Source organism: Mycobacterium toneyamaense, assembly GCF_055384815.1.
In genome coordinates, this window is the sequence record NZ_AP040333.1 from 2,080,474 (window position 1) to 2,106,262 (window position 25,789).

Annotated in this window: 26 protein-coding genes and 1 pseudogene; 17 read left to right on the forward strand and 10 right to left on the reverse strand. The window is 68.8% G+C overall.

What is annotated here, in order from left to right; all coding sequences use genetic code 11:
* The first annotated feature begins 1 nt into the window (after position 1).
* The 4 genes from ctaC to ACZ5IQ_RS10095 all read left to right on the forward strand — a co-directional run bounded on the left by ctaC (position 2) and on the right by ACZ5IQ_RS10095 (position 3,160).
* Positions 2-1,042, forward strand: a complete 1,041-nt coding sequence (gene ctaC, locus ACZ5IQ_RS10080; RefSeq protein WP_212812102.1) for an aa3-type cytochrome oxidase subunit II — start codon at positions 2-4, stop codon at positions 1,040-1,042.
* A gap of 10 nt (positions 1,043-1,052) precedes the next feature.
* Positions 1,053-1,472, forward strand: coding sequence for a cytochrome c oxidase subunit 4 (locus ACZ5IQ_RS10085; protein WP_020103569.1), 420 nt, complete (start codon positions 1,053-1,055; stop codon positions 1,470-1,472).
* Positions 1,473-1,660: 188 nt separating this feature from the next.
* Positions 1,661-2,488 (forward strand): hypothetical protein, encoded by an 828-nt coding sequence (locus tag ACZ5IQ_RS10090; protein WP_212812101.1) that lies wholly within the window; start codon positions 1,661-1,663, stop codon positions 2,486-2,488.
* Positions 2,489-2,524: 36 nt separating this feature from the next.
* On the forward strand, positions 2,525-3,160 hold the full coding sequence (locus ACZ5IQ_RS10095; RefSeq protein WP_244872602.1) for a DUF2561 family protein: 636 nt from the start codon (positions 2,525-2,527) through the stop codon (positions 3,158-3,160).
* Here ACZ5IQ_RS10095 and ACZ5IQ_RS10100 read toward each other — a convergent pair.
* Complete coding sequence (locus ACZ5IQ_RS10100) at positions 3,157-3,756, reverse strand: TetR/AcrR family transcriptional regulator (RefSeq protein ID WP_212812099.1); 600 nt, start codon at positions 3,754-3,756, stop codon at positions 3,157-3,159. The genes ACZ5IQ_RS10095 and ACZ5IQ_RS10100 overlap by 4 nt on opposite strands.
* A gap of 55 nt (positions 3,757-3,811) precedes the next feature.
* On the opposite strand from ACZ5IQ_RS10100, the gene ACZ5IQ_RS10105 reads away from it, so the two are divergent.
* Complete coding sequence (locus ACZ5IQ_RS10105; RefSeq protein WP_212812098.1) at positions 3,812-4,549, forward strand: hypothetical protein; 738 nt, start codon at positions 3,812-3,814, stop codon at positions 4,547-4,549.
* A 90-nt stretch (positions 4,550-4,639) separates the two neighbouring features.
* Here the strand turns inward: ACZ5IQ_RS10105 and qcrB are convergent, their stop codons facing one another.
* Genes qcrB through ctaE form a run of 4 tightly spaced genes read right to left on the reverse strand, consistent with a single transcriptional unit; the run spans position 4,640 to position 8,893 of the window.
* On the reverse strand, positions 4,640-6,277 hold the full coding sequence (qcrB, locus tag ACZ5IQ_RS10110; RefSeq protein WP_212812097.1) for a cytochrome bc1 complex cytochrome b subunit: 1,638 nt from the start codon (positions 6,275-6,277) through the stop codon (positions 4,640-4,642).
* The gene (gene qcrA / locus ACZ5IQ_RS10115; RefSeq protein WP_064985845.1) at positions 6,274-7,437 is read right to left on the reverse strand and encodes a cytochrome bc1 complex Rieske iron-sulfur subunit; all 1,164 of its coding nucleotides are present in this window, start codon (positions 7,435-7,437) and stop codon (positions 6,274-6,276) included. The genes qcrB and qcrA overlap by 4 nt, the downstream gene beginning before the upstream one ends.
* Positions 7,434-8,270 (reverse strand): cytochrome bc1 complex diheme cytochrome c subunit, encoded by an 837-nt coding sequence (qcrC, locus tag ACZ5IQ_RS10120; RefSeq protein WP_346414655.1) that lies wholly within the window; start codon positions 8,268-8,270, stop codon positions 7,434-7,436. Before qcrC ends, qcrA begins: the two co-directional genes overlap by 4 nt.
* Positions 8,271-8,281: 11 nt before the next feature.
* On the reverse strand, positions 8,282-8,893 hold the full coding sequence (gene ctaE, locus ACZ5IQ_RS10125; RefSeq protein ID WP_064985843.1) for an aa3-type cytochrome oxidase subunit III: 612 nt from the start codon (positions 8,891-8,893) through the stop codon (positions 8,282-8,284).
* Positions 8,894-8,944: 51 nt separating this feature from the next.
* On the opposite strand from ctaE, the gene trpD reads away from it, so the two are divergent.
* Complete coding sequence (trpD, locus tag ACZ5IQ_RS10130; protein WP_406775021.1) at positions 8,945-10,054, forward strand: anthranilate phosphoribosyltransferase; 1,110 nt, start codon at positions 8,945-8,947, stop codon at positions 10,052-10,054.
* Here trpD and ACZ5IQ_RS10135 read toward each other — a convergent pair.
* A pseudogene (locus ACZ5IQ_RS10135) lies at positions 9,992-11,854 on the reverse strand (DEDD exonuclease domain-containing protein); the annotation flags it as partial. The gene trpD and the pseudogene ACZ5IQ_RS10135 overlap by 63 nt on opposite strands.
* Positions 11,855-11,922: 68 nt before the next feature.
* Here ACZ5IQ_RS10135 and ACZ5IQ_RS10140 point away from each other — a divergent pair.
* The 4 genes from ACZ5IQ_RS10140 to ACZ5IQ_RS10155 all read left to right on the forward strand — a co-directional run bounded on the left by ACZ5IQ_RS10140 (position 11,923) and on the right by ACZ5IQ_RS10155 (position 15,470).
* Entirely contained in the window at positions 11,923-12,189 is a 267-nt protein-coding gene (locus ACZ5IQ_RS10140; protein ID WP_244872601.1) for a hypothetical protein, read from the forward strand.
* 153 nt (positions 12,190-12,342) lie between these two features.
* Positions 12,343-13,506, forward strand: a complete 1,164-nt coding sequence (ripC, locus tag ACZ5IQ_RS10145) for a peptidoglycan hydrolase RipC (RefSeq protein WP_244872600.1) — start codon at positions 12,343-12,345, stop codon at positions 13,504-13,506.
* A 131-nt stretch (positions 13,507-13,637) separates the two neighbouring features.
* Positions 13,638-14,315: a peptidase gene (locus ACZ5IQ_RS10150; RefSeq protein WP_244872599.1), complete on the forward strand. Its 678-nt coding sequence runs from the start codon at positions 13,638-13,640 to the stop codon at positions 14,313-14,315.
* 18 nt (positions 14,316-14,333) lie between these two features.
* Entirely contained in the window at positions 14,334-15,470 is a 1,137-nt protein-coding gene (locus ACZ5IQ_RS10155) for a glycosyltransferase family 4 protein (protein WP_464481183.1), read from the forward strand.
* Here the strand turns inward: ACZ5IQ_RS10155 and ACZ5IQ_RS10160 are convergent, their stop codons facing one another.
* Entirely contained in the window at positions 15,471-17,258 is a 1,788-nt protein-coding gene (locus ACZ5IQ_RS10160) for an AMP-dependent synthetase/ligase (RefSeq protein ID WP_138248626.1), read from the reverse strand.
* Between the two features lie 119 nt (positions 17,259-17,377).
* On the opposite strand from ACZ5IQ_RS10160, the gene ACZ5IQ_RS10165 reads away from it, so the two are divergent.
* From ACZ5IQ_RS10165 to ACZ5IQ_RS10185, 5 genes are all read left to right on the forward strand, one after another.
* Entirely contained in the window at positions 17,378-17,767 is a 390-nt protein-coding gene (locus tag ACZ5IQ_RS10165) for a polyketide cyclase / dehydrase and lipid transport (RefSeq protein WP_061006822.1), read from the forward strand.
* Between the two features lie 107 nt (positions 17,768-17,874).
* Positions 17,875-18,312, forward strand: coding sequence for an SRPBCC family protein (locus tag ACZ5IQ_RS10170; protein WP_061006816.1), 438 nt, complete (start codon positions 17,875-17,877; stop codon positions 18,310-18,312).
* The gene (locus ACZ5IQ_RS10175) at positions 18,305-19,558 is read left to right on the forward strand and encodes an ArsA family ATPase (RefSeq protein WP_133427016.1); all 1,254 of its coding nucleotides are present in this window, start codon (positions 18,305-18,307) and stop codon (positions 19,556-19,558) included. Before ACZ5IQ_RS10170 ends, ACZ5IQ_RS10175 begins: the two co-directional genes overlap by 8 nt.
* Complete coding sequence (locus ACZ5IQ_RS10180; protein ID WP_212812089.1) at positions 19,555-19,965, forward strand: hypothetical protein; 411 nt, start codon at positions 19,555-19,557, stop codon at positions 19,963-19,965. Before ACZ5IQ_RS10175 ends, ACZ5IQ_RS10180 begins: the two co-directional genes overlap by 4 nt.
* An 87-nt stretch (positions 19,966-20,052) precedes the next feature.
* Positions 20,053-20,754 (forward strand): lysophospholipid acyltransferase family protein, encoded by a 702-nt coding sequence (locus ACZ5IQ_RS10185; protein WP_020103590.1) that lies wholly within the window; start codon positions 20,053-20,055, stop codon positions 20,752-20,754.
* A 165-nt stretch (positions 20,755-20,919) separates the two neighbouring features.
* On the opposite strand, the gene ACZ5IQ_RS10190 is transcribed toward ACZ5IQ_RS10185, so the two are convergent.
* Positions 20,920-22,185: a glycosyltransferase 87 family protein gene (locus tag ACZ5IQ_RS10190; RefSeq protein ID WP_212812088.1), complete on the reverse strand. Its 1,266-nt coding sequence runs from the start codon at positions 22,183-22,185 to the stop codon at positions 20,920-20,922.
* Positions 22,186-22,275: 90 nt separating this feature from the next.
* Between ACZ5IQ_RS10190 and ACZ5IQ_RS10195 the strand changes: the two genes are divergently transcribed.
* Both ACZ5IQ_RS10195 and ACZ5IQ_RS10200 read left to right on the forward strand, forming a co-directional pair.
* On the forward strand, positions 22,276-23,142 hold the full coding sequence (locus ACZ5IQ_RS10195; protein WP_212812087.1) for a hypothetical protein: 867 nt from the start codon (positions 22,276-22,278) through the stop codon (positions 23,140-23,142).
* Positions 23,143-23,637, forward strand: a complete 495-nt coding sequence (locus ACZ5IQ_RS10200) for a polyadenylate-specific 3'-exoribonuclease AS (RefSeq protein WP_064858738.1) — start codon at positions 23,143-23,145, stop codon at positions 23,635-23,637. It abuts the gene before it with no gap.
* A gap of 6 nt (positions 23,638-23,643) precedes the next feature.
* On the opposite strand, the gene ACZ5IQ_RS10205 is transcribed toward ACZ5IQ_RS10200, so the two are convergent.
* Both ACZ5IQ_RS10205 and ACZ5IQ_RS10210 read right to left on the reverse strand, forming a co-directional pair.
* Positions 23,644-25,083 carry a copper resistance CopC/CopD family protein gene (locus ACZ5IQ_RS10205; protein ID WP_256445413.1) on the reverse strand — a complete coding sequence of 480 codons (1,440 nt, stop codon included), beginning with the start codon at positions 25,081-25,083 and terminating at the stop codon, positions 23,644-23,646.
* A gap of 4 nt (positions 25,084-25,087) precedes the next feature.
* Entirely contained in the window at positions 25,088-25,777 is a 690-nt protein-coding gene (locus tag ACZ5IQ_RS10210) for a YcnI family protein (RefSeq protein WP_212812085.1), read from the reverse strand.
* Between the last annotated feature and the right edge of the window lie 12 nt (positions 25,778-25,789).

A 25,789-nucleotide genomic window follows, 5' to 3' on the forward strand; every position in this document is an offset into this window, starting at 1 on the left:
CGTGACCGCTCGCGGGCTCCGTTTGGTGGCGTTGTCCGCCATTCTCGGCGCGTCGACGCTGCTGCTCAGCGGATGCAGCTGGCAAGAAGTCTTCGGCCTGGGTTGGCCGACCGGCATCACGCCAGAAGCGCACGCAAACCGTGACCTCTGGGTGTGGTCGGTTATCGCTTCGTTCGTCGTCGGCGCCATCGTTTGGGCGCTGATCTTCTGGGCGATGGCGTTCCACCGCAAGAAGAAGACGGACACCGAGCTGCCGCGCCAGTTCGGCTACAACATGCCGCTGGAACTGGTGCTGACCGTCGTGCCGTTCCTCATCATCTCGGTGCTCTTCTACTTCACCGTCGTGGTGCAGGAGAAGATGATGGACCACAGCAAGCCCGCTGAGGTCACCATCGACGTCACCGCGTTCCAGTGGAACTGGAAGTTCGGCTACCAGAAGGTCGCCTTCAAGGACAACACCTTCTCTTACGACGGCGCCGACGCGGCCCGTAAGGAAGCCATGAAGTCCAAGCCCGAGGGCAAGGACGAGCACGGCGAGGAGAAGGTCGGCGCGATCCGCGGCGAGAACCCCGAGGACCGCAGCTACCTGAACTTCGACAAGGTCGAGACCATCGGCACCAGCACCGAGATTCCGATCCTGGTCCTGCCGAAGGGCAAGCGCATCGAGTTCCAGATCGCCTCGGCTGACGTCATCCACGGCTTCTGGGTGCCGGAGTTCCTGTTCAAGCGGGACGTCATCCCGAACCCCGAGGCCAACCACTCGGACAACATCTTCCAGGTCAGCGAGATCGAGAAGACCGGTCCGTTCGTGGGCCGCTGCACCGAGATGTGCGGCACGTACCACTCGATGATGAACTTCGAGGTGCGCGTCGTGGAGCCGGAGCAGTTCAAGGCTTACCTGCAGTACCGCATCGACCACCCGAAGGCGACCAACGCCGACGCCCTGGTGTCGATCGGCCTGCCGCCGGTGGCCCAGACGACCCATCCGTTCGACTCTCGCCGCGGCGAGCAGGTCGGTTCGCCGGCTCAGGCGAGCAAGTAGGGGATACGCCATGCATATCGAAGCCCGACTTTTCGAGATTCTGACTGCCTTCTTCGCCTTGGCGACCGTCGGCTACGGCGCGCTGACCGCGCTGTACGCCAACGGTGGCATCGAGTGGGCCGGCACCACCGCGCTGGTGCTGACCACCGGTCTGTCGCTGATCATCGGCACGTTCTTCCGGTTCGTGGCCCGTCGCCTCGACACCCGGCCCGAGGACTACGAAGACGCCGAGGTCTCCGACGGTGCCGGCGAGCTGGGCTTCTTCAGCCCGCACAGCTGGTGGCCGCTGCTGATCGCCCTGTCGGCCTCGACCACCGCGGTCGGTATCGGCCTGTGGCTGCCCTGGCTGATCGTCGCCGGCGTCTGCTTCGTGCTGGCCACCGTCGCCGGCCTGGTTTTCGAGTACTACACCGGTCCCGAGAAGCACTAGACACCTACGGCCCCTGTGACCTGATCGCTCTGCGGTCAGGTCACAACCGTATGTCAGATGGTCCTCTGGCACCGTCCGGTACGGCCATGCCGGGCCCATGTTGGGTAATGTCTGCCAAAGGCTGGACTGTCGCCGCAAGCGGCGTTCACCAGCTACAGCGACACAGTGGTCGAGAGGGATAGGCGTACGTGAGCGGGTCACATTCCCCGGGCTCGGATGATGCGGCCCGGGAGTCATCGGGAGTCGGTGAAGGCACCGGCGAAACCGAGATCTATTCGCAGGCCTACTCTGCGCCCGAGTCCGAGCACTTCACCATCGCGCCGTACGTGCCGCCGGAGCCCGCGCTGTACGACTACGACAGCTACGAGGCCAAGTCCGAAGCCGACGACACCCCGCCGCCGCGGTGGCCGTGGGTTGTCGGCGTCGTGGCGATCATCGCGGCCATCTCGCTGGTGGCGTCCGTCGCCATCCTGGTGACCCGCAACACCGATTCCGAGAATGTGGCGACGCCGTCGACCAGCACCACCTCGGCGCCGCCGTTCCAGGACGAGTTCACCACCACGACCACGCCGCCGCCTCCGCCCACGACAACCGAGGCGCCCCCGCCGCCACCACCTCCGCCGCCCCCGTCGACGGTGACCGTGACGCAGCCGCCGCCACCTCCGCCGTCGGAAGAGCCGCCGCCTCCGCCGCCCAGCTCCGCCGCGGCCGCGCCGCCGGCGACGACGTCCGCGCCGCCGACCGGGCCGCGCTATGTCACGTACCGGATTTGGGGCACGAAAGCGCCGCTGGACCGCATTTCGGTGACGTACACCGACGCCGCGGGACGCCAGCGCACCCAGCAGAACGTCTACATCCCGTGGATGATCACTCTGACACCGATCTCGATGTCCGACGTGGGCTCGGTGCAGGCCTCCAGCCTGCTGCGGTTGAGCCACCTGAACTGTTCGATTGTGACGAGCGACGGCCAGACACTGGCCTCGCAGACCAACGATGATTGGCAGACGAGCTGTTAAATGCCGTACAACGCTGAGACTTCAACCCGGTCGCGAGTGACCGGCGGTAGCCCCGACCAGTTGGACCGTCTTCTGCTCGGCGGCTCGGTGGCCGTGTGGCTCGCGGCCCTGGGCGCCGGCGTGGCCGCCGTCGTCGCGATGGTCGACCTCGGCACCCGGCACCCGTCGGGTGCCGGGTCGTCGCACACGCCGTGGCTGCTGTACTCGGTCATCGCGGTATCCGCGGCGGTGATCGTGGGCGCCATTCCGCTGTTGTTGCGCGCCCGTCGCGGTGGGGCAGCGCCGCTGCCGCTGCTCGGCGGCGGGCCGTCCGAGGCCGACGACCGTCGTCCCGCCGGTGAGCTCCCGCAGAGTGCCCTGCGCTCCTTCGACGATCCGGTCGTGCGCCGCTACTCGGCGTCGCCGGCGACGAGCATGCTGGGCTTTCCGGTGGCGGCGGTGGATCAGCTGTGGCTGCGCTGCACGCTCGGGATCGCCGCGGCCATGGGTGGCGCGACACTGTTCGTCTTCCTGGGCGCGTACATGCTGGCCGACCGCCACGACGAGTTGGCCTGGATCCTGTACGGCCTGGCCCTGATCATCACGGCTGCCATGGTGGCCATTCCGTGGTACTGCCTGCGCAGCCTGCACGCCGTGTTGGAGGCGTCGGCCGAGGACGCCCGCGCGGCTTAGCGTTCCGCGAACGCACGGATGGTGCGCCGCGCGGTCTCACTCAGGTGGTCGGGCGTGATCGCGTCCGCGGTGAAGAGTGCGCGGAAATAGACCGGACCCGCAGCCATCTCCAGCACCGCGCGCGGGTCGGTGCCCGGCGGGATTTCGCCGCGGGTGATCGCGCGGTCGACGACAGCGCCGCTGCGCCGGAAGCGTTCCTCCCAGAACCTGGTCTGCGTGGTTCGCACGTCGTCGCTGTCGTCGGCGCCCGTCAGCGCGGCGTAGAGGACGGCGCGGATGGCCCGGTCGGACAGTGCGGTGACGATGTCCGAGAGCAGCTGCTCGAGGTCTGCCTGCAGTGACCCGGTGTCCGGCGTCGCGACATTGCTCTCCGTGAAGCGCGCCAGCAGGTCGGCGACCAGGGCGGCCTTCGTCGGCCACCGGCGGTAGACGGTCGTCTTGTTCACCTGCGCCCGCTTGGCCACATCGGACAGTTGCAGGTTGTCGTACCCGATCTCGGTCAGGAGTTCGAGGGTCGCCGCGTGGACGGCGGCAACAACACGCGCGGACCGGCCACCTGGTCGCGGCCGGGGGACTGCGGAGTCTTGACTGGGCATCGCACTCCATCATATAAAAGCAACTACAGATGCTTTTAGTGTAGGAGGTGTTCGCATGCCGGACCAGACGCTCACCATCGACGCCGTGATCGGGGGGCGTGCGGTAGCTCGCGACGAGGTGCTCGCCTGGGAGGCCAGGCGCCTGCCGAAGGCCGCCGGCAAGATCGGTCTGCCGGTGCCCGCCGGGGATATCGCCCGGCAGCGAACAGCTTTCGCCGACGCCAAACTGGCTCTGGGCGCCGACGACATCCGTTGTCGCTTGGCGCGTGACATCCGGGCGGCCGGCGTGGTGGCCCGTGGTACGACGCGGTTGTCGTTCGGACGTCGTGCGACGAGTGTGTGCGACCTGTACGTGACCGGCGGCAGCGCCCGCGCGTTCGTGGACTGGTTCACCGACGACGGCCGAGCCGACTACGCGCGCAGCATGATCGCCGCCAACCCCGACCACTTCCTCATCGACACCGCCCCGGACGGCCGGCAGGAGGTCATCGAGACGACCGGCGGAAGTCCATTGGCGACGCGGTTCTTCGTCGACTACGACGACACGTCACCGCTCGTGACGCCCCGTGACCCCGCGTTCCCCGTCGAGGCGGCGGGGGTCGCGCGTACCGAGGGCGGCTTGGCGATCGGCGGCGTCCGGCATGAATTCCGCGACGAAGCGGGCGGCTTCCATGCCCGGCTGTGCGTCGAATTCCCTTGGCTCACCGCGCCGTACCTGATCGCACAGCATCGCTGGCACCTGGCGTGCGAGTTCAGCAACTGGATCGAGGCGGCGTTCGCGGCAACCGGATAGGCGTGGGTCACCGGGGTAGGGGAGTGGACCCGAAAACGACTTCGGCCCGGTCTGGTGAAAAACCAGACCGGGCCGAAACCGTAGATCGAACTAGTGATGCCCGTTGGAACCGTTGGGCGAAATCTCGTCCTGGTATTCCTTGAGGGCGGTGAGTGCCTTGTGCTCGGCGGCGTGTTCGGCGTCGGCCAGGGCAGCCTGCTCGACGGCGGAGTCGGCGAACAGGAAGCTGCCGGTACCGGGCGAGCCGGCAGAGCCGAGCTTGTTCATGCGCTTGGGCAGTGCGGCACCCTGGTACTCCAGCGGGATCGGGTGGCCGTGGTCGTCGACCGGTCCCAGGGGCTGGTGCAGTTCGACGTAGGCGCCGTGCGGCAGTCGCTTGATGATGCCGGTCTCGATACCGTGCTCGAGGACGGCGCGGTCGCTGCGCTGCAGGCCGACACACCAGCGGTAGGTCAGGTAGTAGACCACTGCGGGCAGGACGACCATGCCGATGCGGCCGATCCAGGTGGTGGCGTTCAGGGAGATGTCGAACTTGAGCGCGATGATGTCGTTCATCGCGGCCAGGGTCAGCACCATGTAGAACGCGATGGCCATGGCACCGATGGCGGTGCGGACCGGCACGTCACGCGGACGCTGCAGCAGGTTGTGGTGCGCATCGTCGCCGGTGAACTTCTTCTCCAGGAACGGCCAGGCGATCAGCAGACCGAACACCAGACCCATGATCACGGCGACACCCATGACGGCCGGGATGGTGTGGCCGAACGGGTAGAACTCCCAGGCCGGCCAGATACGCGCCAGGCCTTCGGTCCACATCATGTAGAAGTCGGGCTGGCTACCGGCGGACACCTGCGAGGGCTTGTAGGGGCCCAGCTCCCAGATCGGGTTGATCTGCAGCAGACCACCCATGATGCCCAGGATGCCGGTGACCATGGCGAAGAACGCGCCACCCTTGATCGCGAACACCGGCATGACGCGCACGCCGACGACGTTCTTCTCGGTGCGGCCGGGGCCGGGGAACTGGGTGTGCTTCTGGAACCACACCAGCGCCACGTGAGCGCCGATGAGGGCCAGGATGATGCCCGGGATCAGCAGGATGTGCAGGGCGTACATCCGCGGGATGATGATGTTGCCCGGGAAGTCGCCACCGAACAGGGCCCAGTGCATCCAGGTGCCGATGACCGGGATGCCCAGGGTGATCGACGACAGCGCGGCGCGCAGACCGATACCCGAGAGCAGGTCGTCGGGCAGCGAGTAGCCGAAGTAGCCCTCGAACATCGCGAGGATCAGCAGCACCGAGCCGATCATCCAGTTGGCCTCACGCGGGCGGCGGAACGCACCGGTGAAGAAGATGCGGGCCAGGTGGACCATGATCGACGCGGCGAACATCAGCGCGGCCCAGTGGTGAATCTGGCGGACGAACAGGCCACCGCGGACCTCGAAGGAGATTTCGAGGGCCGATTCGTAGGCGCGCGACATCTGGACGCCACGCAGCGGCTGGTAGACGCCGTTGTAGATGACCTCGGTCATCGACGGGTCGAAGAACAGCGTCAGGTACACGCCGGTGAGCAGCAGCACGAGGAAGCTGTACAGCGCGATCTCACCGAGCATGAAGGACCAGTGCGTCGGGAAGACCTTGTTCAGCTGCCGGCGTACGGCGGCCGACGGGTGGTACCGCGAGTCGATCGCATCGCCTTGTGCGGCAGCGATGTCAGCGAGCTTGGGACTCATGATTTGCGCTCCCAGAATGCCGGTCCGACGGGTTCGATGAAGTCGCCGTTGGCGACCAGGTAGCCCTCTTTGTCAATCGTGATCGGCAGCTGCGCCAGGGCGCGGGCCGCCGGACCGAAGATCGGCCGCGCGAAGTGCAGCGCGTCGAACTGCGACTGATGGCAGGGGCACAGGATGCGGTAGGTCTGCTGCTCGTACAGCGACGAGGGGCAGCCCAGGTGCGAGCACACCTTGGTGTACGCGAAGAAGTCACCGAAGTTGAAGCTCTCCTGGCCCTTGCGCTTGACCACGCGGGACAGGTCCTCGGGCTTGATGCGGATGAGCATCACCGGGTTGCGCACACCGAGTGCGATCTCCGACAGCTTCTCGTGCGACTCGAGGGTGGTGCCGTCGCCGTCGGACTCACGCCACGGGAACACCGTCTCCATGCCGCCCGCGTCGATGTCCTCGGGGCGCATCTTCACGAAGGGGGACTCGCCCGGCAGGCCGGTGGCCCGAGCCAGGTAGATGGTCTCGCCGTGGAAACGCGGGGTCCAGCCGGACGTCCACAGGACGGCCTTCTTGCCCTCGGCGGTCGGGACGACCGGCTTCCACGGGTTCTTGATCAGACCGCCGATGAAGGCGACCGCGGTGCCCAGGCCGAACGCGCCCAGGCCGACGCCGAGCGACAGGCCGATCAGCTTGCGGCGCTTGAGGGTCGAGCCCTCGAGCGCGTCGGTCAGGTTGGCCGCGACGGTGGCGCGGTGGACCTCGGGGGAGGCGCCGTCGTGGCGGTCCTGGATCGAGATTTCCTCGGGGATGAACTTCTTCTGGAAGAGCACCGCACCGATGCCGATCGCCAGGATCGACAGGCCGAAGGTCAGGCCGTACAGCGGGGTCGCCAGCGAGTAGATGAACTCGCCCTCGGACTCGAACGGCTTGTACTCCCACGGCCAGAACAGGAACACCAGCAGCAGGGCCAGGCCGGACAGGCCGCCGAGCAGCAGCCAGGCCGCGACCTGACGCTCGGCGCGCTTCTCCGCCTTGGTGCCCTCGACGGGCCAGCGCGGCTCCTTGAAGACGGTCGTGACGCCGTCGATCTTCCCGCCCAGTTCGACGAGCTCCTCGCGCGACATCTCGCGCAGTTCGTCGTCACTGGGAATGTTCACGTTCTCGCTCATGCGCGAGCTCCGATCCACATAGCCGCGCCGATCACGGCGACCATCCCGATAATCCACATCGCCATGCCCTCGGGCGCGGGGCCGAAGCCACCGAGGCCGTAGCCGCCCTGGCTGCGGGCGTTCGCCGACTCGTGGACGTAGGCGACGATGTCGCGCTTCTCCTCCGGGGTCAGCTGACGATCCGAGAACTTGGGCATGTTCTGCGGGCCGGTGAGCATGGCGGTGTACACCTGCGCCGGCACTTCGGCGGCCTTGCCGAGGTCAGGCGCGTACTTGCCCGACGACAGCGCGCCGCCCTTGCCGGTGAAGTTGTGGCACGACGCGCAGTTCAGACGGAACAGGTCGCCACCGCGGGCGACGTTCTCACCGATGAACGAGTGCTGGTTGATCTGACCGTTGGCGTCACGCGGGACCTGAGGTCCGCCGCCGTTGGCCTGGATGTAGGCACCGAGGGCGTCGATCTGGTGCTCGTCGAACGCCGCGTCCTTACGGGGCGCCTGCGCCTCACCGCGCATGGCGGGCATGCGGCCGGTGGACACCTGGAAGTAGACGGCCGCGTCGCCGACACCGATGAGGCTCGGGCCGCGGTCGGTCACACCCTGCAGGTTGGCGCCGTGGCAGGAGACGCACGACGTTTCGAACAACTGCTTGCCGGTGCGCAGCAGAGCCAGCTGCGACTCGTCTGCCTTCGCGACCTGAGGCCGCGGAGTCAGGGTGGCCGCCAGGCCACCAGCGACTAGAAGTCCGAGCAGCAGCAGCATCGCTGCCGAGAGGCGCCGGTGTAGCCGGCGACGGGACTTGCTGGTCATCGAACCCCTTCTCATAGGAAGCATCGGCGAGCCGATCAGCGAACGAAGTAGATGGTGGCGAACAGGGCGATCCACACGATGTCGACGAAGTGCCAGTAGTAGGACACGACGATGGCAGCGGTGGCCTGGGCCGGCGTGAACTTGCTCATCTTCGTGCGGGCCAGCAGGTACACGAATGCGACCAGACCACCGATGACGTGCAGACCGTGGAAACCGGTCGCCAGGTAGAACACAGACCCGTAGGCACTGCTCGGAATCGTGGTGCCCTCTTCGACGAGCATGAAGTACTCGAACGCCTGGCCACCGACGAAGAACGCGCCCATCAGGAGGGTGATGACGTACCACCGGCGCAGGCCGAAGACGTCACCGCGCTCGGCGGCGAACACGCCCATCTGGCAGGTGAACGACGACGCGATCAGCACCAACGTCACCGGAACGGCCTCGGCCAGGTTCAGGTGCGTGGGGGGAGGCGGCCATACGCCGCCTGCCTGGGCGCGCGCGGTGAAATACATTGCGAACAGTCCAGCAAAGAACATCAGCTCACTGGAAAGCCACACAATGGTGCCGACACTGACCATATTCGGCCGGTTCAGCGAATGCACCCGCGACGTGATCGCGGTTCCGGAGGTACCTACAGCGCTCGTCACAGCGGTAAGTATGACGCTTTGTAGTTGTTGAACTCCACCCGGGTGCCGACATTGGCCATAATCGGGTCCGTGCCAACCACCGATCCTCATCAGGAACCGACCACCGACGGGCCGTTGTGGCCCCAGATCCTGGGCCGGCTGACCACCGGCCAGAACCTTGCCGCGGGTCAGGCGGGGTGGGCAATGGACCAGGTCATGACGGGTACCGCCACGCCGGCGCAGATCGCTGCATTCGCCATTGCGATGAAGATGAAGCGACCCACCTCCGCGGAGGTGTCCGAGCTCGCCGATGTGATGTTGCGACACGCCCGAAAAGTGCCCGCCGACGCGCTCGCCGCGATCGGCAGCGATGTGGTCGACATCGTGGGGACCGGTGGGGACGGCTCCAACACCGTCAACCTCTCCACGATGGCGTCGATCGTCGTCGCCGCGTGCGGGGTGCCGGTGATCAAACACGGGAACCGCGCGGCGTCGTCGTTGTCGGGCGGTGCGGACACCCTGGAGGCGCTGGGCGTCCGGATCGACCTGTCGCCGGGCGACGTGGCCCGCTCGGTCGCCGAGGTGGGGATCGGCTTCGCCTTCGCCCCGCAGTTCCATCAGTCGTACCGGCACGCGTCGTCCGTACGCCGGGAGATCGGGGTGCCGACGGTCTTCAATCTCCTGGGGCCGCTGACGAATCCGGCCATGCCGCGCGCCGGCCTGATCGGCTGCGCGTGGGCAGAGCTGGCCGAGGTGATGGCCGGCGTGTTCGCCGCGCGCGGCTCCAGCGTCCTGGTCGTGCACGGCGACGACGGGCTCGACGAGCTGACCACCACGACGACGAGCACCATCTGGCGGGTGCAGGCGGGCACCGTCGAGCGGCTGACGTTGGACCCGAAGGCATTCGGTTTCGCGCGGGCCGACCTGAGCGAGTTGCGCGGCGGTGACGCCAAGGCCAACGCGGAGTCGGTGCGGGCGGTGTTCGCGGGCCAGAAGGGTCCGGTCCGGGATGCCGTGGTGCTCAACGCCGCAGGGGCCATGGTGGCTCATGCCGGGCTATCCAGCGACGCCCAGTGGGTGCCGGCGTGGGAGCGGGGCCTGGCCCGAGCCACCGAGGCGATCGATTCGGGTGCGGCCGAGCAGCTGCTCGCGCGGTGGGCTCGGTTCACCCAGAAGGTCTGACCGCTCTGCCTGCTGCGCTGCCGCCCGGGCCGACCGGGCGGTGGCGGCCCACTCGGCCCACCGGCCCGCGGCGGTGATCGGCGAGCAGTAGCCGACCTCCGGCCCGGCGCCGGAATCGGTGCGCACGATGCGCACACCGGGCGCGGCGAGCCAGCGCACGATCAGTGCGACCTCCTCGACGGGCGCGCCGCCCAGTGGCCGCTCCGATGTCAGGATCACCTGTGCCGCAGCGGATATCGCGTCGACGACGGGCATCGGGGGGACTCGCCGCGGCGCATTGCCTGCGGCTGCCAACTGGCCGTACCGGACCACGACGAGATGCCAGCCGCCGGCGCCGTCGGGCCGGGCGGCCACGAGTTCGGGGAGCGCCGTCAGGGCGCGCAGGCGCTGGCCGCGCCACAGTCCGTCGATGACGGTTGCGGCGTGGTCCCGGAGCCGCGCCGCGCTCTCGAAACGGCCCTCGGCCGCCAGCTCGTCGATGTGTTTCACTGCCGCGCAGAGCGCGGAATCGTCAACGCCGGCAATGTTTTCCGCGGCCCGGTCGGCGAATTCGGCGTAGGCGCCGGCGGTGATGCCGCGGGGCGCCGGACATGGCGACAGTTCCCGCTCCGGACACTGCGGGCCGTGTTGGGCGGCGCGCGCCAGCCGCGTCGTACAGGTCCGCACGCCCGTGAAGCGCGCCAGCAGCAGCGCGGCGTCGACGGCGTCGGCATGGGCCCGGAACGGGCCGACCGCCCGGTCGTGTCGCGGTGCGCGCACCACGCTGAACCGGGGGAAGGCCTCGTCGGTGAGCACCGCCCACCACCACTTGTGCGGTGCCTTCGAACGCCGGTTGTAGGGCGGCGCGTGCGCGGCGAGCAGCCGCAGTTCGCGCACCCCGGCCTCCAGCTCGTGCGCGCACTCGACGTGGTCGACGCGAATGGCAAGGGACGCCATCTCTTTCATACGGGCGCGGGGGTCGGCGCCGGTGAAGTACTGCCGCACCCGGCGGCGCAGATCGACCGCGGTGCCCACGTACAGCACCTCCTCGGACGGTCCGCGGAACAGATAGACGCCGGGGGAGTTGGGCAGTGCGTCGGCGAGCTTGCGGTTGCGGCGCTGTGCCCTGGTGACGTCCGGGAGATAGCCGCGCAGCTCGGCCACGGTGTGCACGCCCTGATTGCCGATGCGCTCGAGCAGTCCGTGCAGGACGTCGACGGTGGCGCGGGCGTCGTCGAGGGCGCGGTGTGTGGGTGTGGTGGTGGCGCGGAACAACCGGGCCAGCTCCGAGAGCCGAACACTCGGCGCCTCGTCGCGCGTGAGGACCCGGCGGGCCAGCTTGACGGTGCACAACACCGGCGGGTTGGGCCAGGGCAGCTGCGCCCGCTCGGCCGCGGCCCGCAGGAATCCGATGTCGAAGCCCGCGTTGTGGGCGACCAGGACCGCGCCGCGGCAGAACTCCAGGAATGTGGGCAGCACCGATTCGATGCGCGGGGCGTCGCAGACCATGGCCGTGGTGATGCCGGTCAGCTGCACGATCTGCGGCGGGATGGCGCGACCCGGGTCGATCAGGGTGGCCAGTTCGCCGATGATCTCGCCGCCGCGCACCTTGACCGCGCCGATCTCGGTGATGGCGTCCCAGCCGCCTCCGGTGTCGTCCGCCCGGGCGCGGCCACCGGTGGTCTCCAGGTCGACCACCACGAATGTGGTGTCGCGCAGCAACGCCTCGTCGAGGTCGAAAGCCAACTGGTCGGTGGCGCTGCCGGAGCCCATGACGTGACAGTAGGGGCCGGCACCGACAAGAAATCCCATCGATGTCATTCCGTTATCCGGTTGCTGATCACCCGCACTTTTTTGTCGGTGGACGTCGCTAGCGTGCGCCTCAACCGATGAAGGAGTCAGAGATGAAGTTCGACAACGGGCCGGTCAAGATCGACTGCGACGACTGCGCGGTGCGCGGTCCCGGCTGCGGTGACTGCGTGGTCAGTGTTTTGCTGGGCGTGCCCGAGACACTGCTGGACGACGAGCGCCGCGCGCTCGAGGTGCTCGCCGATGCCGGCATGGCGCCGCGGCTGCGGTTGGTTCCGATCGGCCGACCCAAGGGAGGGGTGGGTACTCAAAACGAGACAAAGTCAAGCACTACGGGCGTAGCGTGACGACCCTCACATTGTGATGCTGGTTAACGGGATCGGGGGACGGGCTGATAGATTGGCCATTCCCGTTGGACAACGCCGATGCCGTTTCGTAACCTATTCGAGACCTCACTGAGTTCGAAGCGGCTCGAACCCGCAGTTGAAGGACGCGAAATCTTGAGTCTCCACCGCACGCACCGCACCATTTGCGGTCTTAAACGACCAGTAGCCGGTGCGATCGCGGGGCTCACCATACTTGGTAGTGCCTTTGCGGGCAACGTCCAGGCCGATCCGGCGGACGACGCCGTAGCAAAGCTCAACGAGCTCTCGCGCCAGGCTGAGCAGACCACTGAGGCCATGCACGCCGCGCAGCTCGATCTGGACAAGAAGCTGGCTGCTGCCAAGGCCGCCGACAGCAAGCACGAGGCTGCGGCCGCCGCCGCGGAGGTCGCCAAGAACGACCTGGCTACCTACCAGGACTCGGTCGACAAGATTGCTGCAGCGCAGTACATGGGTGGCCGCACCGACGGCATCGACGCCATCCTCACCGCCGATTCCCCGCAGGGGCTGATCGACCAGCTCTCGGTCCAGCGCGTGATGGCCGGCGAGATGGCCGTGCAGATGGCCAACTTCCACAGCGCCTCCGACTCCGCCACCAAGGCCGAGGCCGACTCGGCCAAGCTGGCGTCCGAAGCCAAGACCGCGGCCGAGCAGGCTGCCGCCGTGCGTGCGGATCTGCAGTCGAAGCAAAGCAAGCTGCAGGTGCAGATCGCCATCGTCAAGTCCCGCTACACCGCGCTGACGCCGAGCCAGCGGCAGGCGCTGGCCGCCCTTCCGCCGGCTCCGGCCGCTGCGCCGCCCGCCCCGGCCCCGGACGGCCTCCCGCCGAACCCGGACGCGGTGCCGCCGGCCCCGGGCCAGGATCCGTCCATCAACGCCGCCGGCCCCAACCCGCCCGTCGAGGGTCTGCCCGCCCCGTCGGATGGCAGCGGCACTGCTGCCGGCGCCATCGCGGTGCAGGCCGCGCTGACCCGCATCGGCGACCCCTATGTCTGGGGTGCCGCGGGTCCCGGCCAGTTCGACTGCTCAGGTCTCGTGATGTGGGCGTTCCAGCAGGCCGGCATCTCGCTGCCGCACTCGAGCTACGCGCAGGCCGCCGGCGGACAGCCGGTGTCGCGCGACCAGATGCAGCCCGGTGACGTCGTGAGCTACTACTCCGACGCCTCGCACGTGGGCATCTACATCGGCGACGGCATGATGGTCCACGCCTCGACGTTCGGTGTGCCCGTGCGGGTGGCGCCGGTCGACAACGCGCCGATCTACAACGTGCGTCGCTACTGAGCGTCTCCCGTCGCGTAGTTCTCGGCCTTCTCGCCGCAGAGTCGGCTGCGGCCGCATTCGTGCTGAGCCGCGGCCATGCGGCTGACGTGCCGGCCGCCGCACCACCGTCCGTGCCACCGACGGCGCCACCGATGCCGACGGCGCCGACCACCATCCGGCTGGCCGATGGCCGGACCGCTGAACTGCTGGTCCTCGATCCCGGGTCGACGCTGCCGGGGCGCATCACCGCCGAACTCGACGGCGCGGCCGCCGCGGTCACCGCATTCTGGGGTGCCGACTGGCGCCGTCAGATCACCATCGTGACCACCGGCACCGACGAGGAGTTCCGGGCACTGGCCGGCGGGAAGGAAGAATTCGCCGCGGCCACCACCGTCGACCGCATCGTGTTCGCGCCCGGCGCCGCCGCGATGGGGCCCGGCGCGCTGCGAATCGTGTTGCGCCACGAGCTTTTTCACTACGCCTCCCGGCCCGTCACGGCAGCCGACGCGCCCTGGTGCCTGACCGAGGGCGTCGCCGACTACGTCAGCCGCCCGCGCACCCCGCGACCGGCGCCGGCCGGCATGGCGGTGCTGCCCACCAACGCCGACTTCCAGGTGGCCGGACCGGCGCTGTCGCTGGCCTACGACCGCGCCTGGTGGTTCGCCCGGTTCGTCGGCGCGCAGTTCGGCGATCCGGTCCTGCGCCGGCTGTATCTGGCGGCGTGCGGCGCCGGGCATCCCGACCTCGACACCGCGCTGACCGCCACCCTCGGCACGGATCGCGACGCGTTGACCGCTGCGTGGCAGCGGTGGCTCGCGGCCCGGGGCTGACGCGATAGCCTGACCGCGATGTCTCGGGTGCTGCTGTTGACCAACGATTTTCCGCCCCGCCGCGGTGGCATCCAGTCGTATCTGGAGAGTCTGGTCGGCGAGCTGCTCGTCCGCGGGTCGCACGAGCTGACGGTGTACGCCCCGAAATGGAAGGGCGCGCCGGAATACGACAAGGCCGCCGCGGCCGCCGGGTACGAGGTGGTCCGCCACCCGACGACGTTGATGGTGCCCGAGCCGACCGTCGCGCTGCGGATGCGCCGCCTCATCGCCGAGCACGACATCGACACCGTGTGGTTCGGTGCGGCCGCGCCGCTGGCGCTGCTGGCGCCGCTGGCCCGCGATGCCGGGGCGACCCGGGTGGTGGCCAGCACGCACGGGCACGAGGTGGGGTGGTCGATGCTGCCCGTCGCGCGAAACGCGTTGCGGCACATCGGAAACAACACCGACGTGGTGACCTTCGTCAGCCACTACACGCGGAACCGGTTCGCCGCGGCGTTCGGGCCGGACGCGGCGCTGGAATACCTGTCGCCCGGGGTCGACGTCGACCGCTTCGTCCCCGACGAGGTGGCCCGGGCCGAGTTGCGGACCCGGTACGGGCTGGGGCAGCGGCCGGTGATCGTCTGCCTGTCCCGCCTGGTGCCGCGCAAAGGGCAGGACATGCTGATCCGGGCACTGCCCGAGATCCGGCAACGGATCGACGGCGCCGCACTGGTGATCGTCGGCAACGGGCCGTACCGCGACGACCTGCAGAAGCTGGCGCGGCGCTACGACGTCACCGACCATGTGGTGTTCACCGGCGGCGTGCCCGGCGACGAGTTGCCGGCCCACCATGCGATGGCCGACGTCTTCGCCATGCCGTGCCGGACCCGGGGCAACGGTCTCGATGTCGAGGGCCTCGGGATCGTCTTCCTCGAGGCCTCGGCGTGCGGTGTGCCGGTGGTCGCCGGTGACTCCGGGGGCGCACCGGAAACCGTCGTGGAAGGCGAGACCGGCCACGTGGTCGACGGTCGCGACGTCGCCGAAATTGCGGCCGCCGTCAGTGACATCCTCGCCGACCCCGACCGGGGCGCCGCGATGGGCGCCGCCGGCCGTCAGTTCGTCGTCGACAACTGGCAGTGGAAGCTCAAGGGCGAGCGGCTCGCCGAGCTTCTCTAGCTAGCTGTAGAGCGCCGCGATCTCGGCGGCGAACTTCTCGGCCACCACCTTGCGCTTGACCTTCAGCGTCGGCGTCAGCTCGCCGGTGTCCTCGGTGAAGTCGACCGGCAGAATCCGGAACTTCCGGATGGCCTCGGCCTTGGACACCGTCTGGTTGGCGTCGTCGACGGCCTTCTGGATCTCGGCGACCAGGGCCGGGTCCGCGGCGAGGTCGCCCACGGATGCGCCGGCGTCCTTGTTGTTGCGCTGCTTCCAGCCCTCGAACGCCTCGGGGTCGATGGTGATCAGCGCGGCGATGAACGGCTCCTGATCGCCGACGCACATGGCCTGGCTGATCAGCGGGTGCGCACGCATGACGTCTTCCAACGGGGCCGGGGCGACGTTCTTGCCGCCGGCGGTCACGATGATCTCCTTCTTGCGCCCGACGATCGACAGGTAGCCGTCGTCGTCGATGGCGCCGAGGTCACCGGTGTGGAACCACTCGCCGGTGAAGGCCTCGTCGGTGGCGGTCGGGTTGCCCCAGTAGCCGCTGAACACCACGCCGCCGGAGAGCAGCAGCTCGCCGTCGTCGGCGATGCGCATGCTGTTGCCGGGCACCAGCTTGCCCACCGTGCCGACCTTCAACTCGCCGACCCGGTTGACGGTGATGGCGGCGCTGGACTCGGTCAGGCCGTAGCCCTCGTAGATGGTGACGCCGACGCCGCGGTAGAAGTGGCCGAGGCGGGCGCCCAGCGGCGCGCCACCGGAGATGGCGCCGACGCAGTTGCCCCCGAGGGCGGCCTTGAGCTTGCCGTAGACCAGCTTGTCGAACACCGTGTGCTTGAGGTTGAGCAGCAGGCCGGCGCCCCCGGTGTCCTGCGCCTTGCTCCACTCGATGGCGGTGTCGGCGGCGATCTGGAAGATCTTGCCCTTGCCGTCGTTGCGGGCGTTCTGCTCGGCGGTGTTGTAGACCTTCTCGAACACGCGGGGCACCGACACCACGAGCGTCGGCTTGAAGACCCCGAGGATCGGCACCAGGTTCTTGATGTCGCTGGTGAAGCCCAGGGTCACCTGGTTGCTGAAGCCGGCCACCGCGACGGCGCGGGCCAGCACGTGCGCCAGCGGCAGGAACACCAGCAGCTTCTGGCCCTTGGCCAGCAGGTCGGGGAAGCAGGCCTTGACGCCGCGCAGCTCCGACAGCAGGTTGGCGTGGGTCAGCTGGCAGCCCTTGGGGCGGCCGGTGGTGCCCGAGGTGTAGATCAGGGTGGCCGGGTCGCTCGATTTGATGGCGGCCAGGCGGGCGTCCAGCTCGGCGCGGTCCACGCCGGCGCCGGCGTCGGCCAGCTGATCGAGGGCGCCGCCGTCGATGACCAGCACCTCACCTAGCGCGGGCACCTCGGACCGGATGGACTCGATCTTGGCGGCGTGGGAGTCCGCCTCGGCGAAGGCCAGGACGGCGCCGGAGTCGGCCAGCACGTGCCGGATCTGGTCGGCGGCGGAGGTTTCGTAGATGGGCACCGTCACCGCGCCGATCGACAGGATCGCGAAGTCGATGATCGGCCATTCGTAGCGGGTCGCCGACAGCAGCACCACACGGTCACCGGCCTTGACGCCCTTGGCGATCAGGCCGAGGGCGGTGGCCCGCACCTGGGCGGCCACCTCGGCGCTGGTCACGTCGGTCCAGGTGTCTCCGACCAGGCGCTGGATGGCTACGTGTTTGGGGTCATCGCGCTCGAGGGAGTACACCGGGGCGACGACGTTGTCGTATTCGCCGATGGTGAACGATGCGGGAACGCTGAACTCACGCACGGTGTGGCCTTTCGGGTCAGGGCAAGGCGGTACTGGCAGCAGTGCCGTGACAGCAATGCCGTGCTCAGCGTAGTCGGGTGCTTCATCACACTGTGGAGGCGTATGTGAAGCTGGTCGGGATGAACAGCATCCAGATCGCCGACGAGACCTTCGTGTGCGCCGACCCAGCCGCCGTCGGTGCCGCCGTGGCGAACCAGAGCAGCTGGCGGCGCTGGTGGCCGGACCTCAAGCTGACGGTCGTCGAAGACCGCGGTCCGGCGGGGCAGCGGTGGACCGTCACCGGTGCTCTGACCGGGACTATGGAGGTGTGGCTGGAGGCCGTCATGGACGGTGTCGTGCTGCACTACTTCCTGCACGCCGAGCCGACGGGCGTGTCCGGCGCCGCGCTGGCGGAGCTGAACCTGGCGGACCTCAATCACCGTCGCCGGGTGGCCGGTAAGAACATGGCTTTCGAGATCAAGACCGATCTCGAGCGGACCCGCCCGGTGGGCGTGTCCCGGTTGGCCTGAGGTCCGGCATCACCCCGCCAGTGCCGGGTGCTGGCGGTACATTGAGAGCTCGGCAGACGGGCGTCCGACGCCCGCGCCGGCATCGAAAAACTCGGGGAAGTGGACACGTGGCAGACAAGACTGCGCAGACCATCTACATCGACGCCGATCCGGCGACCGTGATGGACGTGATCGCCGACATCGGCTCATATCCCGACTGGGTCGCCGAGTACCCGGAGACCGAGGTCCTGGACGTCTACGCCGACGGTTACCCGAAGACGGCGCGGATGGTCCTCGACGCCACGGTGCTCAAGGACACCATGGTGTTCGCCTACCAGTGGCCCGCCGACCGCAAGTCGGTGAGCTGGTCCCTGGTGTCCAGCACGCTGCTGAAGGCACTCGAAGGCACATACCGCTTGTCGCCCAAGGGTTCTGGCACCGAGGTGACCTACGAACTGTCGGTCGATCTGATGATTCCGATGATCGGATTGCTCAAACGCAAGGCAGAGCGGCGCCTGACCGACACGGCGCTCAAGGACCTCAAGAAGCGAGTCGAGTCTGAGTGACACGGACCCTGCTGGGCGTGCCAGGATCAGTCTGTTCGTCGGTAAGGGTGGAGTAGGCAAATCGACGGTGGCCACGGCCACCGCGGTACGCGACGCCCGGGCCGGGCAGCGGGTCCTCATCGTGTCGACGGATCAGGCCCATTCCACCGGTGACGTGCTCGGCGCGGACGTCCCGCCGACCGGACTGCGGACGCCGACACAGGTCCCCGTCGACGACGGTGCCGGCGTCGTGCTGGATGCCCTGGCGCTCGACACCCTGGCGTTGCTGGAGGCCCGGTGGCGCGAGGTGGCCGCCGTGCTGGTCGCCCGGTTCCCGGAGTCCGATGTCGGAGACGTTGCCCCGGAAGAACTTTCGGCGCTGCCCGGGATTCAGGAGGTGCTGGGCCTGCACGAGGTCGCCGAGCTGGCGGCGTCGGGCAACTGGGACCACGTGATCGTCGACTGCGCCTCGACGGCCGACGCGATGCGGATGCTGACGCTGCCCGGCGCGTTCGCCCTCTACCTGGAGAAGGCGTGGCCGCGGCACCGGCGGCTGTCGGTCGGTCTGGCCGATGCGAAGACGGCCGCCATGGTCATGCTCGTCGAGCGGCTCGCCGCCGCCACCGAGGCGCTGGGGGAGTTGCTCGACCAGCCGGACGTCACCGCGCATCTGGTGCTCACCCCGGAACGGGTGGTGGTGGCCGAGGCGGTGCGGACGCTGGCGTCCCTCACCTTGATGGGCGTGCACGTATCCGAGCTGATCGTGAATCAGGTTCTGATCCAAGACGATTCGTACGAGTACGTGAACCTGCCCGCGCACCCCGCGTTCGACTGGTACGCCGAGCGGATCGCCGAGCAGCGCAGCATGCTCAGCGACCTGGATGCAGCCGTCGGCGACGTGCGTCTGGTGCTCGTGCCGCACCTGGCCGGCGAACCCATCGGGCCGAAGGCCCTGGGGGAACTGCTGGAGGCATCGCGGCTGCGGCACGGCGCCCCGCCGCCCGCGCCGCCGCGGCCCATCGTCGACCGCGAATCGGGCTCAGGATTGGCCGCTGTCTACCGGCTCCGGATAGAATTGCCGCAAATCGACCCGGGGTCTCTGACGCTGGGCCGCGTCGACGACGACCTGATCATCGGCTCGGGTGGCACCCGGCGCCGGGTCCCGTTGGCATCAGTCCTGCGCCGTTGCATCGTGACCGGCGCGTCGTTGCGCGGCTGTGAACTGACCGTCCGTTTTCGCCCTGACCCGGAGGTGTGGCCCAAGTGACGCACACCGATTTCGGGGCAGACGCTCTGGGCGACCTACCGGTGGACCTGCGGCTGCTGGCCCAGGCGCTTCTCGACAAGATCGACCCCGTCGTCCGCCTGTCCGTGGCCATGCTCGCCGACGGCGAGAACCCGAGCGACTGCAACCAGGTGTGGTGCCCGGTGTGCGCACTGGTCGCCCTGGCCAACGACGAACAGCACCCGATGCTGACGGCCATTGCCGAACACAGCACGACTTTTCTCGACGCGGTGCGCGCCGCGCTCGCCGACAAGGGGCCCGTCGGCCCGCACCCCGAGCCGCCGACGGACCCGTCCGGTCCGGGCGGCAGGCACCGCCAGGCCGACGATCCGGACGGCCCACCAGGGCCGGGTCGATACCAGTCCATTCCGGTATCTGTGGAGGAATGACCAGTCCGCTGCGGGCTGTGGTCGGGCCGACAGTCGGTGGGTAAAGTTGTCGGGGGCACCGTCCGGGGGCCCTCAGCGGGAGGTTCGATGTTCTTCTGGTTCTACAAGTACATCTTGATGGGCCCGTTGCTGCGCCTGCTGGGCCGTCCGAAAGTGACGGGGCTGGAATACGTTCCCGACGAGGGGCCCGTTCTGCTGGCCAGTAACCACCTGGCCGTCGTCGACAGCTTCTATCTGCCGCTGGTCCTGCGCCGCCGGATCTTCTTCCTGGCCAAGGCCGAGTACTTCACCGGTACCGGCATCAAGGGCAAGCTGATCAAGTTCTTCTACTCGTCGACCGGCCAGGTGCCGATCGACCGCACCAACGCCGATTCCGCGGCCGACGCACTGGCCGCCGCCGCCAAGATCCTCGACCAGGGCAAGCTGCTCGGCATGTACCCCGAGGGCACGCGCTCGCCCGACGGCAAGCTCTACAAGGGCAAGACCGGCCTGGCCCGCATCGCACTCGAGACCGGCATCCCCGTCATTCCCGTCGCCATGATCAATACCGACGTCGTGAACCCGCCGGGAAGCAAGATGTGGCACTTCGCGCGCGTCGAGGTCAAGTTCGGCAAGCCGATGGACTTCCGCCGTTTCGAGGGGCTGGCCGGTAACCGGTTCATCGAGCGCGCGGTGATCGACGAGGTCATGTACGAGCTGATGCGGCTGTCCGGGCAGGAGTACGTCGACCTCTACGCGGCCGACGTCAAAGAGGGCAAGACACCGCCGCCCGCGATCAAAGCCGGCTGAACACGCCACAACGCTGAGCCGAGGATTGCCGTCACCAAACGGCAGTCCTCGGCTTACGTGATTTCGTGGGCCGGCACGCCGCGTCGCCAACGTGACGCGGTGGCGGAAAATCGGCTCTCGGACCGCCGTGTCGTCACCGTCGCGCCGGCCGGGCCCCCGGCGCGGTCAGTTCGTCGCCGAGACCGGTGCGACGTGCTCGGCCGCGTCGGCTGACGGCGTGCCGCGGCCGGTGATGGTGCCCGCCGCGGCGATGACGGCCAGCGCCCACCACACGTACGAGCTGCCGATCACCTGACGCCACACCGTCGCGTCGACCTCGTGGTGCTCGGGCAGCAGCCGGATCGGCGTGAAGATCAGCAGGAACGCGCCGAGCGCGCTCACCGCGGCGAGCGTGGCACTGCGTTCGCGGTAGGCGATCACGGTGATGGTCACCATGGTCGGCAGGGCCCACACCCAGTGATGCGACCACGACACCGGCGACACCACCAGGCCGAACATCGCCACGCACATGAGAGCCAGCACCGGCTGTCCCGCGCGGAGCACCCGATGGGCCGCCCACACCGTCAGCGCCAGCACCGCGAAGCACAGCAGCACCCAGAGCACGAATCGCGGCGTCGCCGACATCCCGAACCGCGCCAGCGTGCCGGAGATGTTCTGGTTGGTGTTCAGCGTCGCGGTGCCGATGCGGTCGGTGTTGCGGACCGTCTTGGTCCAGTACTCCCACGAGTCGCCCCAGGCCAGCGCGAACGCGACAAGCGTGACCACGACCGACGACGCCACCGTGGTGAGCAGCGCGCGGAAATCGCGGCGCAGCAGGAAGTACAGCAGGAAGACGGCCGGGGTCAGCTTGAGGGCGATCGCCACGCCGAGCAGGACGCCGCGCGGCCACGGCGTACGGCGGGGGACGCAGTCGGCGATCACCAGCGTCATGAGGACGACGTTGATCTGACCGAAGTTGAAGTTGGACCGCACCGGTTCGAGGAACAGCACGGCCGGCCCGACGATGGCGACGGCAAGCCAGCAGCGGCGGGCCAGGGCCGATCCGCCGAGCCGCGACTGCGGCCAGACATCCAGCCGGGTCAGCACGATCACGATGGACACCAGCAACAACACGAACGTCGTCACCGTGATGGCCACGCTTGCCGCGGGCAGGGGGAGCCAGGCGAACGGCGCGAACATGATCGCGGCCAGCGGCGGGTAGGTGAACGGCAGGTCGATGCCGGCCTCGGTGCGGAAGATGGTGCTCTCGCTGTACAGCGGCGTGTTGTTCAGCCAGGCGCGGCCGCCCATGCGGTACACGTCGATGTCGATCCGGTACGGCGTATGACCCAGCAGCCGCCAGGCGCCCCATACCAACGTCAACATGGCCAGCAACTGCAACAGCAGCCAGGCCAGCCGTTGACCGGAGGAGGGCCACGACCAAGTTCCCATACGCATCTCGCCGGACAGCCTATCGGGGGGACCGGCGCGTCGACGCCCTGCGGGGCAGTGACACGCATGCACGGGCGTAAGTTTCTGCCCGTGCGGTCGCCCTTACCTACGGAGTTCGTATCGAGTGGGCGGCTGCCACTGTTGTGGTGCCTGATTGCGTTCATCCTGACGTTTTTCGTCACCCGCACCGTGGTCCGGTATATCCGGGCCCACGCCGACAACCCGGCGCCGCGCAAGTGGTGGCAGCCGCGCAACATCGGGCACGGCGGCCTGCACATCCATCACGCGGTGATCGGCGTGGTGCTGGTGATGGTGTCGGGCGTGACGATGGTGACGCTGGCGGTCGACGGCGGCGTCCCCGAATTCACCGTGGCGGCAATCTTTTTCGGTATCGGTGCGGCCCTGGTCCTGGACGAGTTCGCGCTGATCCTGCACCTGTCCGACGTGTATTGGGCCGAGGACGGCCGCACCTCGGTCGACGCGGTCTTCGTCGCGATCGCGGTGGCCGGCCTGCTGATCCTGGGGTTCAACCCGCTGTCGTTCTTCGACATCACCGTCTGGCGTGACGATCAGGACGTGGCGGCCCGCGTCATGGTCGTCGCGCTGGCCCTCATCACGCTCGCCATGGCCGTCATCGTGCTGCTCAAGGGCAAGGTGTGGACCGGTCTGATTGGGATGTTCATCACACCGCTGCTGGTCATCGGCGCAATCCGGCTGTCGCGACCGCACGCGCCGTGGGCCCGCTGGCGGTACACGAGCCGGCCGCGCAAGATGCACAAAGCGCTGGAACGCGAGCGGTGGCTGCGCCGGCCGGTGGTGCGGGCGAAGCTGTGGTTACAGGATGCGATCGCCGGTATGCCAAAGTTTCCCGACGACGCGGACGTGGACCAACAGCTCGACCGCGAGATCCACGCGGCACCCGCGCCGCTGGACCGAACGCCGACCGAGGTTGCCTGAATGAAGTTTTTTTACGACACCGAGTTCATCGACGACGGTCGCACCATCGACCTGATCTCGATCGGTGTGGCCGCCGAGGACGGGCGCGAGTACTACGCCGTCTCCTCGGAGTTCGACCCCGACCGGGCCGGCTCCTGGGTGCGCAAGAACGTGCTGCCGAAGCTGCCGTCACCGTCGTCGCAGGTGTGGCGGTCGCGGCGGCAGATTCGGTCCGAGCTCGAGGACTTCTTCAACATCGACGGTGACGAGCCGATCGAACTGTGGGCCTGGGTCGGCGCGTACGACCATGTGGTGCTGTGCCAGCTGTGGGGCCCGATGGCCGACCTGCCGCCGGCGATGCCGCGCTTCACCCGCGAACTGCGGCAGTTCTGGGAGGACTGCGGCAGCCCGCGGATGCCACCGCGGCCGCGCGATTCCCACGACGCGCTGGTCGACGCCCGACACAACCTGCACCGCTACCGGCTGATCGCCGAGATGATGACGGCGCCCCGGTAGCTCAGGTCACCAGGCCCGGAACGGCACGCTGGTGACGGTGGCGTCGTTCGGGCCGAACTGGACCGTCAGCTGCAGCGTCCACAGTCCCGGCCGCGGCGCGGTGGCATACGTGCTGTGCCAGTGACCGTCGGGACCCGCCGTGAAACGCACCGGCAGAGAGGCGATCTCGGCGCTCGACAGAGTGCCCCGCAGCCCGGTGGCACCGGGCACCGCGACGTCGATCGGGATGGCGCCGTGCCGCGTGGTGTCCAGATGCACCTGTGCCTGCCGACCCTCATCGAGTGCGGCGGTGGCGGTGAACGCGGGGCCGTACGTGGTGCGGGCGGGCGGCTCGCCGGTGAGCACCGTGGTCATGATCAAGACCAGCACCGCGAGCGCGGTCTCCCACGGTACGGTCCGGCGCAGCCGCTCCGGGGTGAGCCGGCGCCGGCCGAGGTAGGCCAGGGCGGCCATGAGCGTCACCAGGAAAACCTTGGCGCACAAGGCCATTCCGTAGCCGGTCGACCAGAGTGACTCGATCGGCGACACCTGCCGCCAGGCCTGATACTCGCCGGTGAGCAGGACCGCCGCGACGCAGCCGAACGCCACCCGGGACCACCGCTGCAGCTCGTCGCTGCGCCGGGCGGGCAGGACCACCAGCATCAGCACGGCCAGCCCGCCCAGCCACAGCGCCATGGCCAGCAGGTGGACGGTGGTGACGGTGGTGGCGAGCCACGGGTCCGGGCCTGCCGAGGCGTGCCCGGACGCGGCGACACCGGCCGCGAGTGCCGTAGCGATCACGACGAACAGCGCGGTCCCGGCGCGGGTGGTCGCCGCGAGCAGCACGAGCAGGGCGGCCTGCACGTAGAGCTGGATGTCGGGGCCGGTGGTGACGGCGTTGATGACGGTCGCGGCGGCCAGCAGCAGCCAGCCGATGCCGGCCAGGATGCGGGTGCGACGCAGGGCGAGCGCCCACGTCCACACCAGCCGGGCCGCCGCGAGCACACCGACACACAGCACCAGGCCGGCATACGTCAGACCGCGAGCGACATCCGACGCTACCGACGACGACGCGACCGGACGAACCTCCGGCGGCGCGTCCGGCGCCTGCTGCACACCGAAACTCACCGAGCCGGACACCTCGTGCCCGTCTGCCGACATCAGCCGCCACGTCGCGGTGTAGCTGCCGCGCGGCAGGTCCGGCGGCAGGTCCAGTTCCACGGTGGTGTTGCCCGACCGCTGCCGCACCTCCCGGTCGACCCGCGCGCCGGAGTTCGAAATCACCTGAACCGCACCGGGAATCAGGCGAACCGGCTCATCGAAGCTCAAGGTGACCCGGCTCGGCGCGGCCGGCAGGGTGGCGCCGTCCACCGGATCGCTGGAGACCAGGACGGCGTGCGCGTGTGCGAGGGGAGCCGGCAGCAGGAGCGCGAGCAGAGCCGCGAGCAGCGCTGCGACCGGTCTCAGTTTTCTAGTCGTGACTCGTCTTTCGTCGGGAGGCTGCCAGGCTAGCGATCGCCACCAGCAACGCGACCACCGACACGGCCAGCGCCGTCAGGCCCGGCCACGTCGGCGCCGCAGCCGCCGGAGCCGCGGCCGCGGGCCGGTCGTGGTCCCCGCCGCCGGCGGGCTTGAGGTGCAGGGCCGGCGCCGGGTGCTCGGGCTCGGGCTGGCCCGGGTTGGCCTTCTCGTTCCAGTTGACGGTCTTGCCGTCGCTGTAGGTCTGGACCGCGGGCAGCGTCAGCGTGTTGACCTTGGGCAGCGGGCCGGCCGAGATGGCGAAGACGTTGAACTGATGCGGCGGAATGGGCGCGTCCGGCGCGGTGGCCTTCCACTCGACCGACGAGACGTACTCGGTGACCTCGGCGCCGTCGTCGTCCTTCTGCGGAGCGGGAAGCTTCTTCTTGGTGATGGTCGCCGTCCAGCCGGCCTTCTGCTGCGTGCTGACCGAGATGATCGGCTGGTCGTCGGGCAGCACGACGAGCAGGCCGGTGGTGGACGCGGTGTCCGACTCGGTCGGCACGCGGAAGTTCAGCACGCCCCAGCCACCCTGGGTGGCGTCGCCGGTGACCTTGACGTGGGCGGCGGCCGGTGCGGCCAGCGCGACGGCGCAGGCCATCGTCGCGGTGACGGCGGCGAGGGTCTGGATCAGCTTGGGCATGTTGTCCTTAAG

What these genes read in the sequence shown, in the direction of transcription:
- ACZ5IQ_RS10100 (WP_212812099.1), bottom strand. Translation starts at nt 3,756, where the DNA reads ATGCCCAGTCAAGACTCCGCAGTCCCCCGGCCGCGACCAGGTGGCCGG.
- ACZ5IQ_RS10165 (WP_061006822.1), top strand. Translation starts at nt 17,378, where the DNA reads ATGAACAGCATCCAGATCGCCGACGAGACCTTCGTGTGCGCCGACCCA.
- ACZ5IQ_RS10190 (WP_212812088.1), bottom strand. Translation starts at nt 22,185, where the DNA reads ATGGGAACTTGGTCGTGGCCCTCCTCCGGTCAACGGCTGGCCTGGCTG.
- ACZ5IQ_RS10085 (WP_020103569.1), top strand. Translation starts at nt 1,053, where the DNA reads ATGCATATCGAAGCCCGACTTTTCGAGATTCTGACTGCCTTCTTCGCC.
- ACZ5IQ_RS10210 (WP_212812085.1), bottom strand. Translation starts at nt 25,777, where the DNA reads ATGCCCAAGCTGATCCAGACCCTCGCCGCCGTCACCGCGACGATGGCC.
- ACZ5IQ_RS10105 (WP_212812098.1), top strand. Translation starts at nt 3,812, where the DNA reads ATGCCGGACCAGACGCTCACCATCGACGCCGTGATCGGGGGGCGTGCG.
- qcrC (WP_346414655.1), bottom strand. Translation starts at nt 8,270, where the DNA reads ATGCTTCCTATGAGAAGGGGTTCGATGACCAGCAAGTCCCGTCGCCGG.
- qcrA (WP_064985845.1), bottom strand. Translation starts at nt 7,437, where the DNA reads ATGAGCGAGAACGTGAACATTCCCAGTGACGACGAACTGCGCGAGATG.
- ACZ5IQ_RS10150 (WP_244872599.1), top strand. Translation starts at nt 13,638, where the DNA reads ATGCCGACGGCGCCGACCACCATCCGGCTGGCCGATGGCCGGACCGCT.
- ACZ5IQ_RS10140 (WP_244872601.1), top strand. Translation starts at nt 11,923, where the DNA reads ATGAAGGAGTCAGAGATGAAGTTCGACAACGGGCCGGTCAAGATCGAC.
- qcrB (WP_212812097.1), bottom strand. Translation starts at nt 6,277, where the DNA reads ATGAGTCCCAAGCTCGCTGACATCGCTGCCGCACAAGGCGATGCGATC.
- ACZ5IQ_RS10185 (WP_020103590.1), top strand. Translation starts at nt 20,053, where the DNA reads ATGTTCTTCTGGTTCTACAAGTACATCTTGATGGGCCCGTTGCTGCGC.
- ACZ5IQ_RS10155 (WP_464481183.1), top strand. Translation starts at nt 14,334, where the DNA reads ATGTCTCGGGTGCTGCTGTTGACCAACGATTTTCCGCCCCGCCGCGGT.
- ACZ5IQ_RS10200 (WP_064858738.1), top strand. Translation starts at nt 23,143, where the DNA reads ATGAAGTTTTTTTACGACACCGAGTTCATCGACGACGGTCGCACCATC.